20 protein-coding genes, 13 tRNA genes and 5 pseudogenes are annotated in these 18,905 nt (G+C 61.6%); 30 read left to right on the top strand and 8 right to left on the bottom strand.

The window, feature by feature from the left end; translation table 11 throughout:
• Window positions 1–35: 35 nt before the first annotated feature.
• Both B9H04_RS08990 and B9H04_RS08985 read right to left on the bottom strand, forming a co-directional pair.
• Window positions 36–698 carry a hypothetical protein gene (locus B9H04_RS08990; RefSeq protein WP_049931900.1) on the bottom strand — a complete coding sequence of 221 codons (663 nt, stop codon included), beginning with the start codon at window positions 696–698 and terminating at the stop codon, window positions 36–38.
• Between the two features lie 60 nt (window positions 699–758).
• The gene (locus B9H04_RS08985; protein ID WP_049931901.1) at window positions 759–1,859 is read right to left on the bottom strand and encodes a DUF4330 family protein; all 1,101 of its coding nucleotides are present in this window, start codon (window positions 1,857–1,859) and stop codon (window positions 759–761) included.
• Between the two features lie 128 nt (window positions 1,860–1,987).
• On the opposite strand from B9H04_RS08985, the gene B9H04_RS08980 reads away from it, so the two are divergent.
• Complete coding sequence (locus B9H04_RS08980; protein ID WP_049931902.1) at window positions 1,988–2,434, top strand: VanZ family protein; 447 nt, start codon at window positions 1,988–1,990, stop codon at window positions 2,432–2,434.
• The gene (locus B9H04_RS08975; protein WP_199237899.1) at window positions 2,431–2,904 is read left to right on the top strand and encodes a hypothetical protein; all 474 of its coding nucleotides are present in this window, start codon (window positions 2,431–2,433) and stop codon (window positions 2,902–2,904) included. The genes B9H04_RS08980 and B9H04_RS08975 overlap by 4 nt, the downstream gene beginning before the upstream one ends.
• Window positions 2,905–2,907: 3 nt before the next feature.
• Here B9H04_RS08975 and B9H04_RS19190 read toward each other — a convergent pair.
• Both B9H04_RS19190 and B9H04_RS19435 read right to left on the bottom strand, forming a co-directional pair.
• A pseudogene (locus B9H04_RS19190) lies at window positions 2,908–3,402 on the bottom strand (UDP binding domain-containing protein); the annotation flags it as partial.
• A gap of 3 nt (window positions 3,403–3,405) precedes the next feature.
• Window positions 3,406–5,619 (bottom strand): annotated as a pseudogene (locus B9H04_RS19435) (nucleotide sugar dehydrogenase); the annotation flags it as partial.
• On the opposite strand from B9H04_RS19435, the gene B9H04_RS19175 reads away from it, so the two are divergent.
• The 3 genes from B9H04_RS19175 (at window position 5,606) to B9H04_RS08955 (ending at window position 6,798) form a co-directional block, all read left to right on the top strand.
• On the top strand, window positions 5,606–5,941 hold the full coding sequence (locus B9H04_RS19175) for a DUF7342 family protein (protein ID WP_085682621.1): 336 nt from the start codon (window positions 5,606–5,608) through the stop codon (window positions 5,939–5,941). The pseudogene B9H04_RS19435 and the gene B9H04_RS19175 overlap by 14 nt on opposite strands.
• A gap of 123 nt (window positions 5,942–6,064) precedes the next feature.
• Window positions 6,065–6,370 carry a toxin-antitoxin system TumE family protein gene (locus B9H04_RS08960; protein WP_049931908.1) on the top strand — a complete coding sequence of 102 codons (306 nt, stop codon included), beginning with the start codon at window positions 6,065–6,067 and terminating at the stop codon, window positions 6,368–6,370.
• A gap of 23 nt (window positions 6,371–6,393) precedes the next feature.
• The gene (locus tag B9H04_RS08955; RefSeq protein ID WP_049931933.1) at window positions 6,394–6,798 is read left to right on the top strand and encodes an HVO_A0114 family putative DNA-binding protein; all 405 of its coding nucleotides are present in this window, start codon (window positions 6,394–6,396) and stop codon (window positions 6,796–6,798) included.
• 48 nt (window positions 6,799–6,846) lie between these two features.
• Here B9H04_RS08955 and B9H04_RS08950 read toward each other — a convergent pair.
• Window positions 6,847–7,056: pseudogene (locus tag B9H04_RS08950) on the bottom strand (UTP--glucose-1-phosphate uridylyltransferase); the annotation flags it as partial.
• Window positions 7,057–7,146: 90 nt separating this feature from the next.
• Here B9H04_RS08950 and B9H04_RS08945 point away from each other — a divergent pair.
• Together B9H04_RS08945 and B9H04_RS08940 are read left to right on the top strand one after the other, a co-directional pair.
• Window positions 7,147–7,665 carry a DUF7342 family protein gene (locus B9H04_RS08945; protein WP_085682620.1) on the top strand — a complete coding sequence of 173 codons (519 nt, stop codon included), beginning with the start codon at window positions 7,147–7,149 and terminating at the stop codon, window positions 7,663–7,665.
• Entirely contained in the window at window positions 7,662–8,102 is a 441-nt protein-coding gene (locus tag B9H04_RS08940; RefSeq protein ID WP_049931912.1) for a hypothetical protein, read from the top strand. Before B9H04_RS08945 ends, B9H04_RS08940 begins: the two co-directional genes overlap by 4 nt.
• A gap of 104 nt (window positions 8,103–8,206) precedes the next feature.
• Here the strand turns inward: B9H04_RS08940 and aglF are convergent, their stop codons facing one another.
• On the bottom strand, window positions 8,207–8,977 hold the full coding sequence (gene aglF, locus B9H04_RS08935) for a UTP--glucose-1-phosphate uridylyltransferase AglF (RefSeq protein ID WP_049931913.1): 771 nt from the start codon (window positions 8,975–8,977) through the stop codon (window positions 8,207–8,209).
• Window positions 8,978–9,250: 273 nt separating this feature from the next.
• On the opposite strand from aglF, the gene B9H04_RS08930 reads away from it, so the two are divergent.
• The 23 genes and pseudogenes from B9H04_RS08930 to B9H04_RS08835 all read left to right on the top strand — a co-directional run bounded on the left by B9H04_RS08930 (window position 9,251) and on the right by B9H04_RS08835 (window position 17,776).
• Window positions 9,251–9,502, top strand: a complete 252-nt coding sequence (locus tag B9H04_RS08930) for a hypothetical protein (RefSeq protein WP_080508589.1) — start codon at window positions 9,251–9,253, stop codon at window positions 9,500–9,502.
• A 15-nt stretch (window positions 9,503–9,517) separates the two neighbouring features.
• The gene (locus tag B9H04_RS18090; RefSeq protein WP_129452297.1) at window positions 9,518–9,790 is read left to right on the top strand and encodes a hypothetical protein; all 273 of its coding nucleotides are present in this window, start codon (window positions 9,518–9,520) and stop codon (window positions 9,788–9,790) included.
• Window positions 9,791–9,833: 43 nt separating this feature from the next.
• Complete coding sequence (locus B9H04_RS08925; RefSeq protein ID WP_049931916.1) at window positions 9,834–10,226, top strand: hypothetical protein; 393 nt, start codon at window positions 9,834–9,836, stop codon at window positions 10,224–10,226.
• Between the two features lie 2 nt (window positions 10,227–10,228).
• Complete coding sequence (locus tag B9H04_RS08920) at window positions 10,229–10,789, top strand: hypothetical protein (protein ID WP_049931917.1); 561 nt, start codon at window positions 10,229–10,231, stop codon at window positions 10,787–10,789.
• Window positions 10,790–10,853: 64 nt separating this feature from the next.
• Window positions 10,854–11,297 (top strand): annotated as a pseudogene (locus B9H04_RS08915) (zinc ribbon domain-containing protein); the annotation flags it as partial.
• A gap of 627 nt (window positions 11,298–11,924) precedes the next feature.
• Window positions 11,925–12,000: transfer RNA gene (locus B9H04_RS08910), tRNA-Gln, on the top strand.
• A 3-nt stretch (window positions 12,001–12,003) separates the two neighbouring features.
• A tRNA-Asp gene (locus B9H04_RS08905) sits at window positions 12,004–12,077 on the top strand.
• A gap of 252 nt (window positions 12,078–12,329) precedes the next feature.
• A tRNA-Pro gene (locus B9H04_RS08900) sits at window positions 12,330–12,402 on the top strand.
• Window positions 12,403–12,406: 4 nt separating this feature from the next.
• Window positions 12,407–12,489 (top strand) — tRNA-Ser (locus B9H04_RS18670).
• A 369-nt stretch (window positions 12,490–12,858) separates the two neighbouring features.
• A tRNA-Ser gene (locus tag B9H04_RS08895) sits at window positions 12,859–12,944 on the top strand.
• A 47-nt stretch (window positions 12,945–12,991) separates the two neighbouring features.
• Window positions 12,992–13,073 (top strand) — tRNA-Leu (locus tag B9H04_RS08890).
• A 42-nt stretch (window positions 13,074–13,115) separates the two neighbouring features.
• Window positions 13,116–13,198 (top strand) — tRNA-Leu (locus B9H04_RS08885).
• 80 nt (window positions 13,199–13,278) lie between these two features.
• Window positions 13,279–13,405, top strand: a tRNA-Thr gene (locus B9H04_RS18665).
• A 34-nt stretch (window positions 13,406–13,439) separates the two neighbouring features.
• Window positions 13,440–13,512, top strand: a tRNA-Glu gene (locus B9H04_RS08870).
• A 104-nt stretch (window positions 13,513–13,616) separates the two neighbouring features.
• Window positions 13,617–13,687: transfer RNA gene (locus B9H04_RS18660), tRNA-Met, on the top strand.
• Window positions 13,688–13,699: 12 nt separating this feature from the next.
• Complete coding sequence (locus B9H04_RS08865; protein WP_049931919.1) at window positions 13,700–14,104, top strand: hypothetical protein; 405 nt, start codon at window positions 13,700–13,702, stop codon at window positions 14,102–14,104.
• Between the two features lie 47 nt (window positions 14,105–14,151).
• Window positions 14,152–14,227: transfer RNA gene (locus B9H04_RS08860), tRNA-Glu, on the top strand.
• Between the two features lie 479 nt (window positions 14,228–14,706).
• A tRNA-Arg gene (locus tag B9H04_RS08855) sits at window positions 14,707–14,781 on the top strand.
• Between the two features lie 68 nt (window positions 14,782–14,849).
• Entirely contained in the window at window positions 14,850–16,379 is a 1,530-nt protein-coding gene (locus tag B9H04_RS08850) for a TROVE domain-containing protein (protein WP_049931921.1), read from the top strand.
• A gap of 27 nt (window positions 16,380–16,406) precedes the next feature.
• Window positions 16,407–16,530, top strand: a tRNA-Gly gene (locus B9H04_RS18655).
• A 60-nt stretch (window positions 16,531–16,590) separates the two neighbouring features.
• The gene (locus tag B9H04_RS08845) at window positions 16,591–16,884 is read left to right on the top strand and encodes a hypothetical protein (RefSeq protein ID WP_049931922.1); all 294 of its coding nucleotides are present in this window, start codon (window positions 16,591–16,593) and stop codon (window positions 16,882–16,884) included.
• Window positions 16,885–16,932: 48 nt separating this feature from the next.
• Window positions 16,933–17,535, top strand: a complete 603-nt coding sequence (locus B9H04_RS08840; protein WP_049931923.1) for a hypothetical protein — start codon at window positions 16,933–16,935, stop codon at window positions 17,533–17,535.
• Window positions 17,513–17,776, top strand: a complete 264-nt coding sequence (locus B9H04_RS08835) for a hypothetical protein (RefSeq protein ID WP_049931924.1) — start codon at window positions 17,513–17,515, stop codon at window positions 17,774–17,776. Before B9H04_RS08840 ends, B9H04_RS08835 begins: the two co-directional genes overlap by 23 nt.
• A gap of 267 nt (window positions 17,777–18,043) precedes the next feature.
• On the opposite strand, the gene hepT is transcribed toward B9H04_RS08835, so the two are convergent.
• Window positions 18,044–18,445 carry a type VII toxin-antitoxin system HepT family RNase toxin gene (gene hepT, locus B9H04_RS08830; RefSeq protein WP_211216868.1) on the bottom strand — a complete coding sequence of 134 codons (402 nt, stop codon included), beginning with the start codon at window positions 18,443–18,445 and terminating at the stop codon, window positions 18,044–18,046.
• A 365-nt stretch (window positions 18,446–18,810) separates the two neighbouring features.
• Window positions 18,811–18,905: pseudogene (locus B9H04_RS18085) on the bottom strand (IS5/IS1182 family transposase); the annotation flags it as partial.

The raw sequence follows: 18,905 nt of genomic DNA, 5'->3' as shown, positions 1-18,905 counted from the left end.
GGGCGCGGGCAGTCACTTAAGCGACCCCGTTTGGCCTAGCGGCCGGAGCGGGTCCGCCCGTCGACCGACGAGTCCGGCTCGGACGGTTCCGTCCCGTCGGGGTCGCCCGCGTTCGCGTCCTCGTCCATCGAGCGGTGCTCCCGTCCGGTCTCAGTCGCGTTCGCGTCGGCGGTCGCTCCCTCCGGCGGCTCCGGGGGTTCGAGCGCGGCGACGAGGAGCTCGACCGGACGCGTCTCGCGCAGCGCCGCCCAGCTCCGGCGCTCGCGGGTGGCGAGCACGCCGGCGGCGACGAGGCCGCCCGCAACGACGAGGCGAGTCGTCCCGAGCGTTCCGGCCGCGACGCTCGCCAGTCCGAGGGCGAGGCCCGCCGCGAGGAGCGCCAGCCCGACGGCGACCGCCGGCGCCGCCAACGTCTGCCGCACGCCGGCCCGGACCGCGGCCGCCAGGCGAGAGTCGTCGAGCGCGGGGAGGAGCCGGTCGAGGACCGCATCGAGGAGGCGAATGAACGGGCCGACCGTCCACGTCTCCCGGAGATCGATCACGATCACATCCGGGTCCGGCTCCGCGGTGAGCCAGCGGTACAGGTACGAGTCGCGCACGGCGTCGGCGGTGCGCCGCGATAGGCGACCGAGACGCGACTCGCGGGCCGCCCGCCGTACGCCTCCGGCCAGCGTACCCGCCTCCGTCTCGTCACTCATCTGAATCGATCTTCGGGTGGGCGCTCATGTGTGTTGCGACTGTGGCGGACTTGGACGTGGTTACCGCCCCACGGTGACGACCGTCGCCTCCACAGTAACCGTGCCGAGATCGAGCGCCACGGTCGACCCCTGCCGGATCTGGTCGCCCTTGAACGCGAGGCCGCTCGGCATCTCTCGGAGCTGGAGGTCCGCGGTGATCGTCACCTCGCGGTTCACCGGGTGGTCCACGACGTTGACGCTGCCGTTCTCGCCGGTGGTGATGATGAGCGACGGCTCCGTCTCCACGCCGGTGACGCGAGCGACGGTGGTGTCGCCGGTCCGCTCGACCATCCCCGGTTCGATGGCGTCCGCGAAGTCCTCGCGAACCTCCTCCATCCGGAGCGTCACGGTCCGGGTCGTTGTCGCGTCCATGTCGATATCGTGGCTGACCTGTTCGATTCGCGCGTCGAGTGTGTACTCATTTGTGGGAAGTGTTACGCTCTGTCCTCGCCTGACTGGACTGCCGCCGAACCGGAGCCGGTCCTGCTGGCGGTGCCCGGCGAGCGTCGCTTCAACGAACAGCTGTCGTTGGGTCGATCGGTTGGTCGTGTAGGTGGTGACGTTGTTGATGCGGGCCACGGTGCGGTCGCTGAGGCGAATCTCGTCACCCGGGGTCACCGCCTGCGCGGTGCCCGCATCGACTTGACTCGAGAGCAACACGCGCTGTTGTTCGGTAGCCAATGCGTCGCTGTCGCCGACGTCACGAATCTGGCCGTTGACCTGATAGCGGTCGGTCGTGATATCGAGCGTCCGTCCGAGTCGTGGTGGGGCCCCTGCGTACGTGAGACTTCCTTGCTCGTTGCGTTCGCCTTCAAGCGCTACGCGGAGGACGACGCGAGTCTGACCGTCCTGTGGCGTGAGATGAACGTCTGTTATCCGGAGTGTTGATGTGCTATCGGAGTCGTAGGCATCACCCTCCTCGATAGCGTCGACAACGTACGGCGAGACGGTGCCAACGTCGAGCGTCGCGTACGTGGTGTCCGTCTCCGGTGGCGGCGCTGGGTCGTCGGTGAGCACGAACGCGGCGCCTGCGACGACGACGGCGGCGATCAGCAGCACGACGAGCGCGTCGATGACGTTAACGCGGCCGAACAGCCGTCCCTCGTCGTCGATCAACTCCATGGAGGTCCCTCCGAGCGCGGCATTACCAACGACGACCGGCGCGCGCGTAAAAAGCGTATTCGTTCGGCGTGCGCTCAACTGCGCGGATCCGTACCCTTTTGCCGGCGCCCACAGAGGAGCGTGGTACGATGAGTCGGCTCCGACTCCCGCTCGTGCCGCGGTGGCTCCGCCTCGCCGGCGTCGTCGCGGTCGCGTCGACGATCCTCTACTACTCGGTGTTCACGCCGCCAGGAAGCGGCGTGATACGGACCGGTCCCCTCGGCGTGTTCCCGTACGGCACGTGGCTCCACGGGCTGGCGTACGCCGGACTCGCGGTGACGCTCGCGTACGCGTTTCAGGACTCGCCGTGGCGCGACCGAACCGTGTTGGGTGTCGTGTTCCTGCTCGCCGTCGGCTACGGCGGGAGTATCGAGCTGCTCCAGTCGACGCTCGACGCGCGCACGGCCGACTTCGGCGACCTGCTCACCAACGCGGTCGGGGCCGCCGTCGCGGCCGTGTGCTGGCGCGTACTGACGCGCAGGGTTCGGTTCTATCGGATGCGGCGGGTTGGCGAGATCGAGGCGCCGGTCCAGTGAGCATGGTCCAGTTCAACCGAACGCGAGTCTCCCTCCGCGTCGCGCTCGGCTGTTGCTGCCTACTCGCGTGTCTTGGCGGCGCGTACCTCGGGCTACCCGCCTACGAGACGTCGATCGATGCGCAGGCACCCACCGAGGAGGCGATGGCGGCGTCGCTCGACGCGTACTCGCCGAGCGAGATCGAGCCGATCGAGTTCGCGGCCCTGTCTCCGGAAGAACAGGCCGCAGTCAGGGGGGCGGTCAACTCGGCAGACCGCATCTACTCGGACCGCGGGCCGTCGGATGAGGGTACTCGGTTCGCGTACCGCAACGACGTGACGAACCACTACTTCGTCGGGTACGAGGGGTCGATCTACCTCGTCCGCGTCGTCATCGATATCGGCTATCCCCTCTTGGCCGGGTCGCTCGCCGCTGGCGGCGTCGGGGCGCTCCTCGTCGCGAGCGGCCTATGGCGTCGTCGGTCCGAGTGATCGCTACCAGGTGAGTCCCTCGTAGGTGAGTCCGTCGCGCCGTTCGATGATCCGCCGGCCGTCGACGACGATCGGGGCGTCCATCGCGTCGAACTCCGCGTCGAGCGCGGCGAACTCGTCCCAGTCGGTACAGACGACGCACGCGCTCGCGCCGTCGAGCGCGGCCGCCGCCGAGTCGGCGTACTCCACGTCCGGGAAGTGCGCGCGCATGTTCTCCGTCGCCACCGGATCGTACGCGACCACGGTCGCACCGCGCGCTTGTAGCCCCTTGATGACGGGGATCGCTCGGGAGTTCCGGACGTCGTCGGTGCCCGACTTAAACGAGAGCCCGAGGACGGCGACGCGCTCGCCGCGCACGTCGACGTGGTCGTCGAGCAGCGCGAGCAGCCGATCCGGCTGCCCGTCGTTCACGCGCACGGCCGCCTCGAGCAACTCGGGGTCGTAGCCGGTATCCTTCGCGGCCGCAATTATAGCATTCGTGTCCTTCGGGAAGCAGTTGTGAACGACTAGTCCGTCGGTCGTCACGAACGTATGGTCCTCGGCGACTTCCAGCGAGTAAACGTCCGTCGTCGTCTCCTCGACGGTGACATCGCGAACCGGAACTGAGGTAAATCCGCCGTCCGCCGTGTGCCCCGTCGGTGCGATGTCCCGATCATACGCGTCGAGCCGATCGTCGATCCGGTCTTGCTCTTCGGGCAGGAACAGCTCCTTCAGCGCCGCGATCTGGCGTTTCGAACTCACACGCAGGAAGTGGGCCGGCCGCGTCGACTTCGCCGACTGCGAGGTCTTGTAGCTCGGGACGATGCCGAGACTGTGGAGTAGCAGAGTCATCCCGTCGATCAACTCCTCGCTAACGGAGCCATAGTCGTAGACAACGGCGTTCGAGTGATTGGTGTACTCGATATGCCCGTCACCGCGGAACAGTCCCGAAAGCAACGCCACGCGTTCGTCGGCCGTCGCTTGGAACGCGTCGTCGGGGATCGCCGCGGAGTAGGAGCCGGTACCACAGCCGAGCCACTCGAGGAACGCGGCGAAAACCCGGCTGGAGACGCTGATCGCCGTCGTAGTCTCCTGTTGCCTTGTTTGATACCGAATCCCCAGATCCTCGTAGTACGACTCAACATCGCTGACGTACTCCGGTTCATCGCTTGGATGGAAACTCAACTGAATCCGTCTTCTGGTGGTCGACCCGTGTCCAGAGGTGTCGTCGTTGATGTGGCCCTCACTGAGATAGTACCCGATGAACCGCCAGAACTGCTCGTCTGCGCGGAGTATGGCTGGCACGTACGTCTGCCCACCGTCCCGCGTCGTGTAGAGAGACAGGTCTTCCCTGTCGACCGGTAACTCCTCCTCGTAGGTGAGGAACACGTCGAGCGGCAGGTAGTTATCTCGAACGAGATCGGAGAGCTTGTGATAGTCGAACTGACGGTTGTACGCGCGAAGCACCTCGTACACCTCGTCTTTGTTCGCCTCCAACGGCGTCGACGGTTTCAGATACACCCGATCGTTCTCGAAGTCGGGCGACTCGGCAACGATCTCGATGAGGTCAAACTCCGAAACGGGATCGCTCGGGAGATCGGCCAACACCGGCACGGAATCTCCCGCTTCGAGCTCCGCAGCCGGCTTGACCGCGGTATCGTTCCCCTTTAGCGTAATCATCGGATGGTCGTGCGTGACGGTCACCCGTTTGTTCATTTTCGTCCGGATCGTGTGTAGCGGACCGTCGTATCGGCGGCGCGTCGCCACCTTGACGGGCTTGAACGCGAACTCGCCCTGTTCCGACCGACTGAGTACCGAAACGTCGTCGACGGTCCCGTCGGAAACGTACTCGTCGAAGAACTCGCCGAGCGTGAGATGTCTCGTACCTGTCTCGTCTTTCGCTAGAACACGCTGATCGCCCGTCAGACAACTTCCCCCCCACCCTAAGCCGGAGCGGAGGAAGCGCTCGCCGATGCGGTCGTCGAGGCCGACCGCGTCGGCCACCTCGTAGGCGTCGACGCCGAACTGCTTGCAGACGTTCCCGATGTCGTTGATGAGGCTGACCTTGCTCGCGAGGAACGCGTTGTTGGCGTACTTGATCATCTCGGCCTCGGCGATCCCCGTCTCGACGACCGCGGCGTCGGTGGCGTCGAGGAGCGGTTCGAACACCCCACGAAGGGCGTCGAGCGCGACCGCGTCGTCGGGCCGCGTGCCGAACACGACCTTGTCGGGCGACTGGAAGTCCGCGACGGCCGTCCCCTCGCGGAGGAACTCTGGGTTCATCGCCACATGGAGGTCGTCGCCGAACTCCTTCCCCGAGGCTTCGACGAGGATCGGGGCGAGTGTCTCCCCGGTGGTCGTCGGGACGACGGTGCTTTTCGTCACGACGACGTGGTCGCCGTCCTTCGTCCGGAGGGCGTCGCCGAGCGCCTCGGCGCCCGCCTCGATGATCGACGTGTCGATGCTCCCGTCGTCGTTCGCGGGGGTCGGCAGCGCGAGGAACGTGAGGTCGGTGTCGCGGACGGCGGCGTAGTCGGTCGTCGCCGTGAGCGTGCCGCCGCCGTGTTCCGCGAGGAGGTCGTCGAGACCCGGTTCGTGGATCGGCGCGCGGCCGTCGTTGATCGCCGCGACGATCTCCTCGTCGATGTCGACGTTCACCACCTCGTGGCCCATGTCGGCGAAGCAGGCCGCGACGGTCGTCCCCACGTAGCCGCTGCCGACGATGCTCACGCGCATTAGATGGGGGTTCGGGGACGGGCGTTTTAGGGTTTGGCACCGCGTCGGGCTCGTCGACATCCTCGATGCTGGTGTCGGATTCTGCGATCTCGTCGCCGGCGAGGCTCCACTTGGCTTTGTCGCGGTCCTCGGGGTAGTCGACGTCGAAACAGCCAACCAACTCCGTGCGAGCCTCAGCCGGACAGAAGACCTCACAGATGAACGCGACCGTCGACAAGCGGCCCGTGAGTGGGACCACCTCGAGACGCGCCGGCGCCTCGTCGAAGACGTACTCCGCCTCCACGACCGCTTCCCCGGCGAACGACGCTCCGCGTCCGCCTGAGTATCGGAGCGGAAACCCAGCCCTCTCTTGAACCTCTCTCGGATATGTTCGGCTTCTATCTCCAAACCTATGTTCTTTCGTCCACACCTTTATTTCTATGGAGATGACAACATAGGGTGACGGATGGCGTCCTACACCACCATCGAAGATTGGAAGGATGTCGAAGATGGCTACGTCGTTGATGTGACCATCCGGCAGACGGAGGCGGCAAAATACCCGAGTGGATGGGACTACGGCCTACACCTCGGAGAGGTTGGCGGCGACACCATCCTTCGCTACGATAACGCCCACGAACGGACGAAGGGTCACGAACGCCACACAAGAGATGATGACGAAACCATTCCGTTTCCGGGAATGCTGGCCCTGTATGACCGCTTCAAGCGGGACGTCGAAGAGCTGACCCCCGTTTCGTGGGACTGGCCGGAGTAGGACGCTTCCAAGAGAGACACACCATGCCCACGCTCAAAATCACCGTCGGCAAACGCGATCGCCTCGACCAGCGTACGCGCAGCCGTATCAAGGCCGCCCAAGAGGATGAAGACCTCGACGACGCTCAGCCAGTACTCAACTTCGGCTCGTACGCTGAACTCAACCGCCTCCTTAGTCCGAAGAACTTGGAGCTACTGGAGGCAATCTTCGAACACGAACCCGAAAGCATTCGTGAAACTGCGGGCCTGGTGGATCGAGACTACAAGCAAGTACACCACAATCTCTCCGAACTCGAAGATATCGGCGTCATCGAGTTCGAAGGCGGCGGCACAGGACAAGCGAAGAAGCCGCTGCTGGCTTACGACGGTCTCGAGATAGATATCCCCTTCGCGAGTTCGAACGGGAACGTCGGCACAGCAGCACCGTGAACGAGAGACTTTCGTAGCGCTTTCACGATACCGCTCGTCCTCGGCGCCCTACGCGTCGGACTCGACGACCGCGTCGGCGTCAGCGTCGTCACCGTCCGCGTCGGCGTCGTCGCCCCGGAGCCGGCGCTCGGCCTCGTCGCGGTCCTCGGGGTAGCCGACGTCGACGCGCCAGCCGTTGAGGCCGACGGCGTCGATGATGTGACCCGACTGGATGAGCAGATTCACGGCGTCGCCGACCTCGTACTCGTCGCGGTTCGAGGACAGACGCGGTGGACCGAGAGCCGCCGTGTATCACATTTAATTTGAACTACCTCAAATTATTTCTACGTAGGGACTATATCAGCGGTCATGAGCGACGAACCGGACCGGAGCTGGACTAACGGTCTGTCGGCGGCCGATCGCGTCGGAGCGGTCGCCCTCACGGTCGGGAAACCCCGAACAGCCAATTGGATAGCCGAAGAAGCCGAGGTCGCCCACGAGACGGCGACGAAGTACCTCACACGACTGGTCGACGACGGTACACTGCGATCGGACACGCGCGGTCAGCAGACGACGTACGAGCCGGATCCGGTGGGTCAGTATCTCGCCGAGATGCGCGAACTCTACGAGGAACACTCGCCCGACGAACTCGCTGCGAGCCTCGAAGACATAAACGAGCAGATCCGCACGTGGAAGACGAAATACGACGTCGAAACGGCCAATCAGCTCCGTGCGAGCCTCGGCCGGACAGACGACGTCACAGACGAACGCAATCGTCGACAAGCGGCCCGCGAGTGGGATCACCTCGAGACGCGCCGGCGTCTCGTCGAAGACGCACTCCGCCTCTACGACCGCTTCCCCGGTGAACGCCGCTCCGCGTCCGCATGAACCGCGGTGCGGAAAATCCGGCCCTCTACCGGACGCTCAAGGACGTCTTGGAGCGACAAGCGGAGGTCACCTCCGTCCGCTTCGAACCGGACGCGATCCAGAAGCGGTACCTCGCCGCTGCGATCGACTCACAGCGGGTCGTCCCGCCGACCGGCTCCGAGTCACCGCAGCTCGAGGTCCACTGGAAGCTCACGCCGCCCCATGACGAGTTCAGGATCGACTACGCCGATCCGAACGCGGAGTTCCACTGCGGCTGGCATCAAGACGACGACCACGACGACCTCGGCGCAGCGCATTTCCAGTACCAGACAGCTTCGATGGAAACTCCGGCGTATGAAGCGGTCGTGTTCGAAGCGGCGTCTCCTCCGAAACTCCTCTGGGAGTGCTGTGAGGACCTCTTCAACAACGTCATTCCCGACTACACGGGAGAACTGTAGTACGGGAACTGTCCCGATCCTACGGCTATGCTCCGTGAGATTCTCCAGCGGATGGCAACAAAGACCGCGTTAATGGCGTCGCGATAGCTCTCGTTCTCGTCGCCCTACGCGTCGGACTCGACGACTGCGTCCGCGTCCGCCTCGTCACCGTCCGCGTCGGCGTCGTCGCCCTGGAGCCGGCGCTCGGCCTCGTCGCGGTCCTCGGGGTAGCCCACGTCGATGCGCCAGCCGTCGAGGCCGATGGCGTCGATGGTGCGGCCCGACTGGATGAGCAGATCCACGGCGTCGCTGATCTCGTACTCGTCGCGGTTCGAGGGCTGGACGAGGTGGCAGGCGTGGAAGATCGCGGGCGTGAACGTGTAGAAGCCGGTCATCACGAGGTTGCTCGGCGGGTCCTCGGGCTTCTCGACGACGTCCGTGATCTCGCCGTACTGGTTGGTGTCGCAGACGCCGTAGCGGGAGGCCTCCTTCCAGGGGACCTCCTCGACGAGGAAGGCGGCGTCCGCGCGCTCCTCGCGCTGGCGACGGACGACGTCCTTGAGGTTCGCCTGGAAGATGTTGTCGCCGAGGATGAGCATGAAGTCGTCGTCGACGTGTTCCTCGACCGTGAGGAGCGCGTGGGCGAGTCCCTTCTGCTCGCGCTGGTGCGTGTAGGTGATCGGGACGCCCTCGTAGGCGTCGCCGTAGTGGTCGATGATTACCTCCTTCATGTAGCCGACGACGACGATGAGCTCGTCGGCGCCGAGCTCGATCAGCTGATCGAAGCAGTGGGTGATGAGGGGTTTGCCGTCGACCTCGACCATCCCCTTCGGTTTGTCGTCCGTGAGCGGGCGGAGGCGCGTGCCCTTGCCGGCCGCGAGTACGACTGCTTGCATGATTCGAGGATTCTGGTCAGGCAATCATAAGGATTCTGCCTTTCCGAGTCGGCTGGTCGCACTGTCCACACGACTTGTAGTGTGTGACTGGCGCCGATGGAGTTGATGCTGTACTGGAACTTATGTACTCTACAAAAAGTATTTGTCATAGGTCTCGGCACACGCTATCATGAATCTCCGAACGTTGGTCGGAAAGCCACACACTCGGTGAGACGGTCCGTGCGACCGCCCTTCCGGGGCCGTAGCGGGCTGTACTCCGGTGTGTGCCAACCCATGGACGACGATGAACTCATCCGTCGAGAACTGCGCAGCGCTCGTGAAGAACTTGTCCGCAAACGCGCACGACAGTCGGACGACCTGCCGGCATCGACGAGTCAGCTTCCGTTGATGCCGGAGCGGGACGACGCGTTCCTCCGTCTCGCTCTGATGAGCGTCGAAGACCTCGAAACGCACATCGATCGGCTCGAACGCGATCTCGCCGACTTGGAAGCCGGTATCGATCGCCCGGACGCAGAGATTGAATAAGCACGTCGAACGCGTATGAATCTCACTGAAAATACAATCTACCGCCACGACGAACTCGGAGAAGTACTCGTGCTCGGTGTCCACCACATCTTCGAAACGTACGATCCGGACTCGGCGGACGGCCGTCTTCGATCGAGAGTCGTCCGCTACACTGCGGAGTGGGACGATTATGGTCCGATGCCCTCCAGTGTCCGTACCACGCCGGTCGATGAGTTTCGGACGGTCGTTGGCGACACCGTTCGAACGTGGGAGGGCGTTGAGTGGTCAACGAATGATCCACTCGATTGAACGGCAAAGAAACTATGTGTGTGTAGATTCTACACATAGTGTGATGGCTGAGGAAAAAACACGCGTCGATTTTAACGCCCCGAAGTCCCTCGTTGAGCGCGCCGATAGCGCGATTGAAATCCTCGACATCTCTCGTACCCGTCTCATCATCGACGCACTTGAAGACGAACTCGAAGAGCTTGTAAACGACGAGGAGTTCCAGCGACGGCTGAGCGACGCCTACTACGACGGCCGGGTCGATTACGACACCGTCGAAGCAATTCTGGGCCGTGAGGAGGCACTGCGATTGAAACTCCTCGGAGAGTCGATCGATCGGACGCCCGCTATACCCACACTCGAGGATGGGCTCCCGAGTGACGATGCCTTCTACGACGGCGAGATTTCCGAATGGACGGATTCAAATTCGGCTGATTCTGATGACGAGTCGCGTGCCTGATAATGTCGGAGCACGCCGTTGCCGTCGTCGATACGAATGTACTGTTGAATCTCGCCACGCCGGTCGTTGACGGGCGGCCGAAGGCTCCCTCTGGCGGGGACCCACTCAAAACACTCCTCACCGGGTACGACGTCCACGTACCAGCGAGTGTTCTCGGCGAGGTCACCCATGCCACGGGAGATGATGACCTCCTAGCTGCTGCCGCGGATCTCATCCTCCAAGCTGCCCATCATATAACAACACACGATGTCGACAACCGGGCCGACGAGCCGATCGACTATGGGCTTGATCAGGGAGAGGCCGAAGGTGTCTGGCTGGCCAACGAGTTGGAGGTAGAACTCTTCATCACGGACGAATTCAACACTACCAACTACCTTTTCATTAATCTCGCACTTGACGACCGGAACACACTCTTCACGACACCACACATGCTCTGTATCCTCGCAACTCACAAGATCCTGCCCATAGAATACGTCGACGCTGTGCTCAGCTACTACGTCGAAACCAAAGGCTGGGATACACAATATGTGGCGCAATTGCGCCAAGAGTATCTCCACGGTTGATTTCTTCGAGTACGACCTGTGTTTCGGGCTGAGCCACAACAGCCCCACCGTCGATAGCGGGTTCGTGACTGCGTTTGAGGACTTGACAGACATCCGCAACCGAACGGGTGCGTCGTGGGGTCACAAGTGGGCGTTCCGAACCCTGTACGAGCAGGTAGAATACAAAGCCGAAGCGGTCGGCATCTCGGTGAAGCAAGTCGGGTCGGCGTACACGTCACAGCGGTGTGCCGAGTGTGGATTCACAGCTGAGGAGAATCGCACGACTCGGATCGGCTTCCGGTGCGTGAAGTGTGAGTCGGAAGCCAACGCGGACTACAATGCGGCGAAGAACATCGGGATGCGGTACGTCCGTCGAGGCCAACAGTCGTCTCGACGGACGGGAAACAGTCAGCTTGCCCTCAAGTCTGGAACAGTGACGCCGAGTGACGGATTCACCGCCCACCCGGACGGGTTCGAGGCCGAGTTCACGGACAAGCCCCATCACCAGAAGTCACAGACTTCTGGTTAGCAGCCAGAACTCGAAGAGTTCTGACGACACCCTCCACGAGCGAACCCGTCAGAGTGAGCGAAGTAGGGTGGGGTAGTTGACTGATCGGACCGCGAACTAGATTCGTCAAAATAGTGCCTATAGTTACCACACCCTGACTAATTTTAATACAGTTCCCACAATAATCTGTAACAGACGTCCAAAATAAACCTCGTAAACGGAGAATCCCGCAACATGGTCGATACTCGCTTCAAACCGCGGCGTGCTTGCTCTTGTTTAGCCGCGGGTCGCGTGTTCAGCGAGTACCTACAAGACCAGCGTGCGGAGAGACCGGACGAGAATCGTCGAGCCTGCGTCACCATCGAACACGAGAGCGCGACGCACTCCGGCGATCTCCGGACACTCTCACCCGCATAACCTGGCTCCCACGCGGACTACCCGTCAGGGGCTGGGGAACACGGGAGTGCCGCCTGCTTTCGCCTAGTACTCTCTTAGCTCACAGCGTCACGCGAGTACGGCGACTGAAGCTCGTGGCAGTTTGGTCTGCGTTCGTTCCTGACAATGGAACGAACGAGCGATTCCGTACGCGCTGAGCGTACGAGGAGTCCCTAGCACACACCCCCCGCAGCGTTAGCTGCGGCTACGTCAAGCCCCGGAGTCTCCGCTGGCGAGGGACGCCGGACTTTGAATCCGGAAGTCGCCGGTTCGATTCCGGCCGGGGCGACATGCCGACGTGGTGTAATCCGGCGATCATACGGTCCTGTCACGGCCGTGATCCGGGTTCAAATCCCGGCGTCGGCGTGGACGCGTGGACAAACCACGTGGGGATACCCATCGAGGTAGGCAGCCCGTTGGTGCGATCAGCTGGATCGTTCCGACGATGCTGGGCCCAGCAGGGTCTGCAACCTACATGAGCCGGTGTGGTATTCCCGGGAACCTCCCGAAGTACGCCCCCGCGATGAGACGCGCAACCACGACTACTCGGTCGCGGTTGCGCAGTTGGAAACAGTCGTACAGATAGATAACTAACTGCCGAACGCTCGGCAGTCCCGTGAGCCGATGGTCCAGCGGACGACGAACTGTGCCTTGGGCGCACAGGACCGAGGTTCGAATCCTCGTCGGCTCAGTGTGCCGTGACTGGGGAATGGTGACCCCACTGGCCTGCTACGCCAGCCCCGGCGACGGGTTCCCGGTTCGAATCCGGGACACGGCGTGATGCCAACGAATGTCTGCCCTGACTGCGAAGAAGAAGCGTTCCGCCACGTTCCACTCGGTGAGACAACGTCCATCGACACGATTGGAAGTGTGAGAATCTGCGTCACCGAGGACGGCGCGTACTTCCACGGAACGAGGTAACCGTCATCCATCCCTGCTGTGACTGGGTGCTGATGAACACATTCGCCTCGGTAGTAAAGCTCAGAAGCTGAGTAATGCGCGTCTTCCGGTGTCCTGGTGAGAAACGCGAGGCGGGCTCATCGGAGCAAGTTCTGACGGAGATGGTGAGACATGCGGATAGGCGACCGCGCTCGGTTTGAAACCGAGAGCCAGGAGGCTTCGGAGTTCGACTCTCCGTCTCACCGTTGGCGGGGTTTCCCTAGCTTGGTCAAGGGACTGCGTTGGAACCGCAGCGTCCGCAAGTACACGAGTGTTCAAATCGCTCTCCCGCCGCTGCGTGCCAAAGTGATTCGCAGAGTCGCCGGCGATTCTCGAATTGCGCCGCCATGCCAGAGTGGTCAAACGGACACGGTCGAGACCCGTGTGGTTAGTCCTTCCCAGGTTCGAATCCTGGTGGCGGCATCCGGCCATCGTGCCTGGAGACAATTCTCGCTTCACCGTTACGTCGCCGTACTCAAGTGGTCAACGAGAAGCGGCTCAGACCCGCTGGCGTAGGTCCTTCCGAGGTTCGAATCCTCGCGGCGACATTTTCTCCCTGTGGTCTAACGGCTACGATGCCTCCCTGTAGAGGAGGAGACGCACGTTCGAGTCGTGCCGGGGAGACTACGGGACGGTGGAAGAGCCTGGCATTCACACACTCTCGCCGAATTTTCACCGGAGATCCGGTGCGACGGTGAGAGTTCCTTCATCTCACTTGTAACGAGAACACGCAGGTTCGAATCCTGCCCGTCCCACTGACCGATGACCCGTTCCAGGAGAGGCCCACCCGCTCCAGTGGAGTAGCGGCCAAACTCACGGCCCTCTCACGGCCGAGCCCCCGGTTCGAATCCGGGCTGGAGCATTCTCCAACAGTCCGAGACCTCTCACTTCCAGCCGGCGAGACTGAGGGACGGACAGCTGTGGAGAACTGAGAGATGCCCATGGGTGAGTTCCGAATTGTGGTGCTGCAGGATAGGATAATGGCAGTCCACGGGGCTCATATTCCCGAGGTCCAGGTTCGACTCCTGGTCCCGCAATAGAGGACAATAATGGGACTATTCGATACAGTCGAACTCTACGACGACGTCCACCTACCGGAGTACCCCGAAGGGATGACTCCTGCCGAGGACGTCGACTGGCAGACGAAATGTATCGACCGACCGACTATGACCACATTTCGGATTACGGCAGATGGTCATCTCTTAGAAGAGGAGTGGCACACCGAAGCGGTCCCGCCGGAAGACAGACCATACGCGAGCCGTGACGACGTCGACGAGGACGATTTTCGCTACATGGCCGGCAGTCTAAATCGAGTCCACGACGGCTGGATCGAACGAGACGACTACCACGGCCGTTTCGAGCTCACACACTCCGTCGAGGATCTCGATACACTTGTCACGTATCAAGTGACGTTCACGCACGGGCAACTCGAGGGCTTCGAACGCCTGCAATAATCCGTGCGTGTCCGCCGCACCTCAGCGCTTGATATCGTCCCTACCGCGCTCCCGGAGTCTCCGTTGGCGAGAGACGCCAGTTTTTCAAACTGGAGGCCAGGGGTTCGATTCCCCTCGGGAGCACTCGGGGGCTGGCCCTGACAGCGTTTTCCGTGTCTGACATAGCGGGCATCCACGGATCCGTGACGCTGTCACGGCCGGCTTTCCCCAAGCGTGTGGTCGTCGAGGTGGTGCGTTTCTTCGCCCGCAAAGCACACCAACGGGAGTCATAGCCCGTCGCACCACCGGTTGCCCGACTGCACGTGGCGACCGTCGAGTCGGGGCGTTGCTTCGCCAGGAACTCGCAGGTTCAAATCCTGTCGGTGGCACCGTCCATCGATAACATCCCGGACAAAGAGAGCACGAGGGTGCTCTCGACACCGGTCCCGCCCCGACAGTGTTCCGGTCGCCATCACTCATCTCGTGGCCGTCGAGTTGGAGTCATCCTTCGCCTCAGGAGCCGGAAGTCCGGGTTCGAATCCCGGCGGTGGAATCTCACTGTTCCACCGTGGTGTAAAGGTAGCACGCTGTTCCGGCTCCAGCGGTTTCCCGGCCACGTCTTTGTCTCCGTAGCTCAGTCCGGACAGAGCACCGGCCTTCGAAGCCGAGTGTCGCACGTTCGAATCGTGCCGGAGACGTTCGCTGCTCGCAGCACGTGTGAGCAGCACCGGTATCGGAGTCGCCTGTTGCGGCTCCGCGTGATAGCATGGAATTCAACACGCCAAAACAAACGGTCGCGGAGGCGACGCGAACCACCAACTACGAGGGTGGGGAAGCGTTCGAGCCTGCCGACCCACGACTCGCACTGTACAAGCGCACGATCAACCAACTGCTGGAGGACTCGTTCTACGAAACCGATGACGAGCAGCTCGCTGCTGTCGTCCGGCGATTTGACGCCGCGGCAGACGAGGATCCGGAGTTCGTCCTGAAGCTCGCCGCGTACGCGCGCCAAGAACTCTCCCTGCGGGACATCCCACAGGTCTTGCTCGTGCTGGCAGCCAACGACGACCGATTCAAGGACGACTCCCCCGAATCACTCACCCGAGAGTGGGCCCCGGCGATCATCCAGCGGATGGACGAGACGGCGACCAGCCTCGCTATCCACGACCAACTCTTCGGCGGGACTGCCCCGTGGCCGCTTCGACGCGGGATCGAAGACGCACTGGTGGAGATGGCCGACGCCTACACCCTGGGCAAGTACGAACTGTCGCGGCGTGAGGTGACGCTGTATGACGTATTCAACCGCGTCCACCCCACGCCCGTCGACACCGACCAAGAGGTGCTGTTCGAGCGATTCATGCGCGGCGATCTCGACGACTATCCCGACGTCGACCCGTTGCCGTCGCCGAACACCTGGGAGACGGTTATCTCCGAGCGCGGCAACACCCAAGCCGCGTGGGAGACGCTCATCGAGGACGACACGTACTCACTGCCGATCTTCGCGTCGATCCGGAACCTCCGGAACATGCTTGAAGCCGGCGTTGACGAGGACACCATCGTGGACCACCTTGACTTGGACGCAGTCCGGTACGCGCCGCTGTACCCGTTCCGGTACTACCAGGCGTACACCGCGCTCCAGAATGCTGACGTCCAAGCACCAGCGGTCGAGCGGTGGCTGGAAAAGGCGATCGACGTCGCTGTCGAGACGGTACCCGATGGACTCGGAGATACATTCGTCGCCGTGGACCTCTCAGGGTCGATGGACATGGCGCTATCCACGAACAGCACGCTCCGCCTGAAAGAGATCGGCGCGTTATTCGGGGCGATCCTGGCCGATCAAGGTGCCGAGGTCGGCGGGTTCGGCGACGATTTCCAGACCGTTCCGATGTACGTCGACACGCCAGTACTACAGCGCCAAGATGCGGTGCTGGCCATCGACGAGGATGTCGGGAACTCGACGAACGGCTGGAAGGCACTGGAGTATCTCCGCGACCGTGAAGAACCCGTTGAGCGCGTCGTCGTCTTCACTGACATGCAGATCTGGGACAGCACGCCATTCACGGCACGCGATACCCAGACGGTCAAGGCAGCGTTCGATGCATATCAGAACGAGGTCTCCACGGACACCGCGCTGTATCTCGTCGATCTTGCATCCTACGGCGACCTCGTGACCCCGGAAGGCTACGAGAACGTCTACAACGTCTCCGGGTGGTCAGAGACCGTCCTCTCGTTCATCAAACACGCCGAGAATCCGAAGCAGGTTATCGATGAAATCGAGGCCTTCGAGTCTACATAGCGTTGTCCTCTCATCTTTTTCCGTCAAGCGCGAGTAGTGTAATTCGGTATCACGTGGTCGTGCCACGACCGAGACGGGCGTTCACGGCTCCTATAGAGCCGTGAGCTTGGAGGAGGTTTCCTCCTCCGGCGTTCGAATCGCCCCTCGCGCACTCGGAGCGCCGCTCGTGAGTCAGATAGCCCGAGTGACGCTCTTCAATAGAGGTGACACTATGGCAATCACTAGTGACAACGATCCCGAGCCGACGACGACTGCTGTCGTCACGATCCGCATCCCATGTGACACAGACAGCGATCTCGTCACCAACGCTGAAGAGCGCCTCTCGCGAGCCGAGGATATCGATACCGTCACGATTGACGATCTACACGGTATCGCTCCGAAGCTTTCGGCAACGACCATCACCGTCGGCATCACCATTCGTTGGACCACGACAATGACCGATGCGCAGGTGAGGAGGCGGCTCGCCGAGGTCCCCGGTCTTGAATCGATCAAGCGTATCGGATGAACTGATCTAGACACCGCTATTTATGAGGTCACCTGCTGACGAACATCTATGGGCGGTATCGAGCTCCGGAATGGAACACTCGTCGTCGAACGCGAGCCGAACCGGCTAGACGAGTTGGCGATCAGATTCTCCGAAATTCTCGATCAGTTCGACATCAAGCACGTCTACATCGCGGGCTATGTCTCTATCCTCGCTGGGCGAGCGCGCTCTACCGAAGACGTTGACGTCCTCATCGAACGAATCGACGAGGAGACTGCAGACGAACTCGCAGAGACGCTTGACGAGAAGGGGTTCTGGGGCCCGGCAATGCCGCTCACTTCGATGTGTGAGATGCTCGATAACGGCGACAACATCTGGGTTGCCCCGGAAGACCAGATTACGCCGCATCTCGAAGTGAAGTTCGCGCGTGACGAGTTCGACCGCGCATCCCTCCAAAACGCGATCACAGCCAGGATCGGTGATGAGGCGATTTCGATTGGACCGTTAGAACTCCAGATCGCATACAAGCTCCACCTCAGCGCACAGAAAGATATTGAGGACGCGGTTCACCTCTACACGCTCTTCGAGAAAAGTCTTAGTGTGCCCCGTCTCGAAAAGTGGGTAACGCGACTCGATGTCGAAGACGAATATGAGCGACTCAAACGCGCCTGAGCACCTCGACGCGAAGCACGAGCGAAACCGTGAGCACCGCATCGAGGGCATCAAGCGCTGGGTCGAGTACATCAAATCAGAGCCACCAGAGACGTGGGGACCACAGCAGAACGCGGTCGTCAACGACCAACTCGATGCGGCCCAAAGCGTACAGACCTCGGCGACACATCAGCAACACGTGAAGGATGTAGCGGCCGAAATCCGCGAAGCAAGCGACAAGCCCGACGGTGATTCAGAGTAGACCGGTGTTTACAGAACCGCCTGAATAGTGGACTTACTTCGCTGAAGAACTTGATCTTGAGCGGAGTGAACACGTCCGTGAGGGCGGCCAGTTGGTCGCCGAGCTTCGCGACTGATCAAAACGTTTCCCTGAAATATCACTCAACAAGCCCTTCTTCCAGTACGTGATCGGCATCGACTCCGTTGTCAGTATGCCTAGTGCGTCGATCCACCTCGGCCGAACGACGGTATCCTGTGTTGGTTCAACTATTCTCCTGTATCCATTGTGCTATCTGTTGGCTATACGTCTCGTATACAGAGAGGCCGGTCTGGAGGTTTCGTATACCTCGTCGTACTCAACGTGCCCGTACTCGTGTACAAGCACATTTCGAAAGCCGATCGCGGCGACGAGCGTCCCAGCCGCCTCTTCGTCGATCACACCCTCACGGTTAAGTACTCGAATTGCGCCTTTTGATGTCGTCCCGTCAAATTCGAACTCGCGTGAGGCGACGTGTTGAGCGAGGTCAGCACACGCCTGAATCGCGTTTTCGAACATTCGTTCGACGGCACGTTGCTCTGTTGTACTTGAGAGGAATTCTTGGCGAGGCAGTGTCTCTTGTTTTGTTTTGAGCTCACTGTAGTACTGCTCGATCTGTTCGAGCTTGACCGCAACGACGCGTTCGTCAACCACGCAATCCATCCTCCGCTATCCGATCGATGACTGTCCGCTGGTGCCGGCGAAGCGTCTCACGTTGCTCGTCAAATTCCGCCTCCATATCTGTCTTGAACTGCTCGAATGCCCGTTTATCGCCACAGAGCAGGTCGCCATTTACCGCGTCGTGTGCGACATCTAGCGGGAGCGAGTCAATATCGGAAACGTCGATGAATGGGAACTCCTCGTGTTGGAGCTCACCAGAGAGTACACACCGCTTTTTGAACCGGTCCCGTTCAGAACAGTCTGTTGTGAACTTGACAGCGATATCAAAATCTGATGAATGTGTAGCTGTTCCCGAAAGCTGTGATCGGCCGTGTTGAATCGCTGTAAGGCGGAGAGATTCACTGTTTGACGAAGCGTTTGATGTTATAGACGACACACATCAGCGCGATTTCGCGGAACTCACGGAACCATGACCGCGCTCGCACGGCGAAGC

Origin of the sequence: Halorubrum ezzemoulense DSM 17463, assembly GCF_002114285.1 — an archaeon.
In the GTDB taxonomy this organism is placed as follows: Archaea; Halobacteriota; Halobacteria; order Halobacteriales; family Haloferacaceae; genus Halorubrum; species Halorubrum ezzemoulense.
Note: the sequence above shows the minus strand (reverse complement) of the source record. Positions and strands in the feature narration are given on the sequence as shown.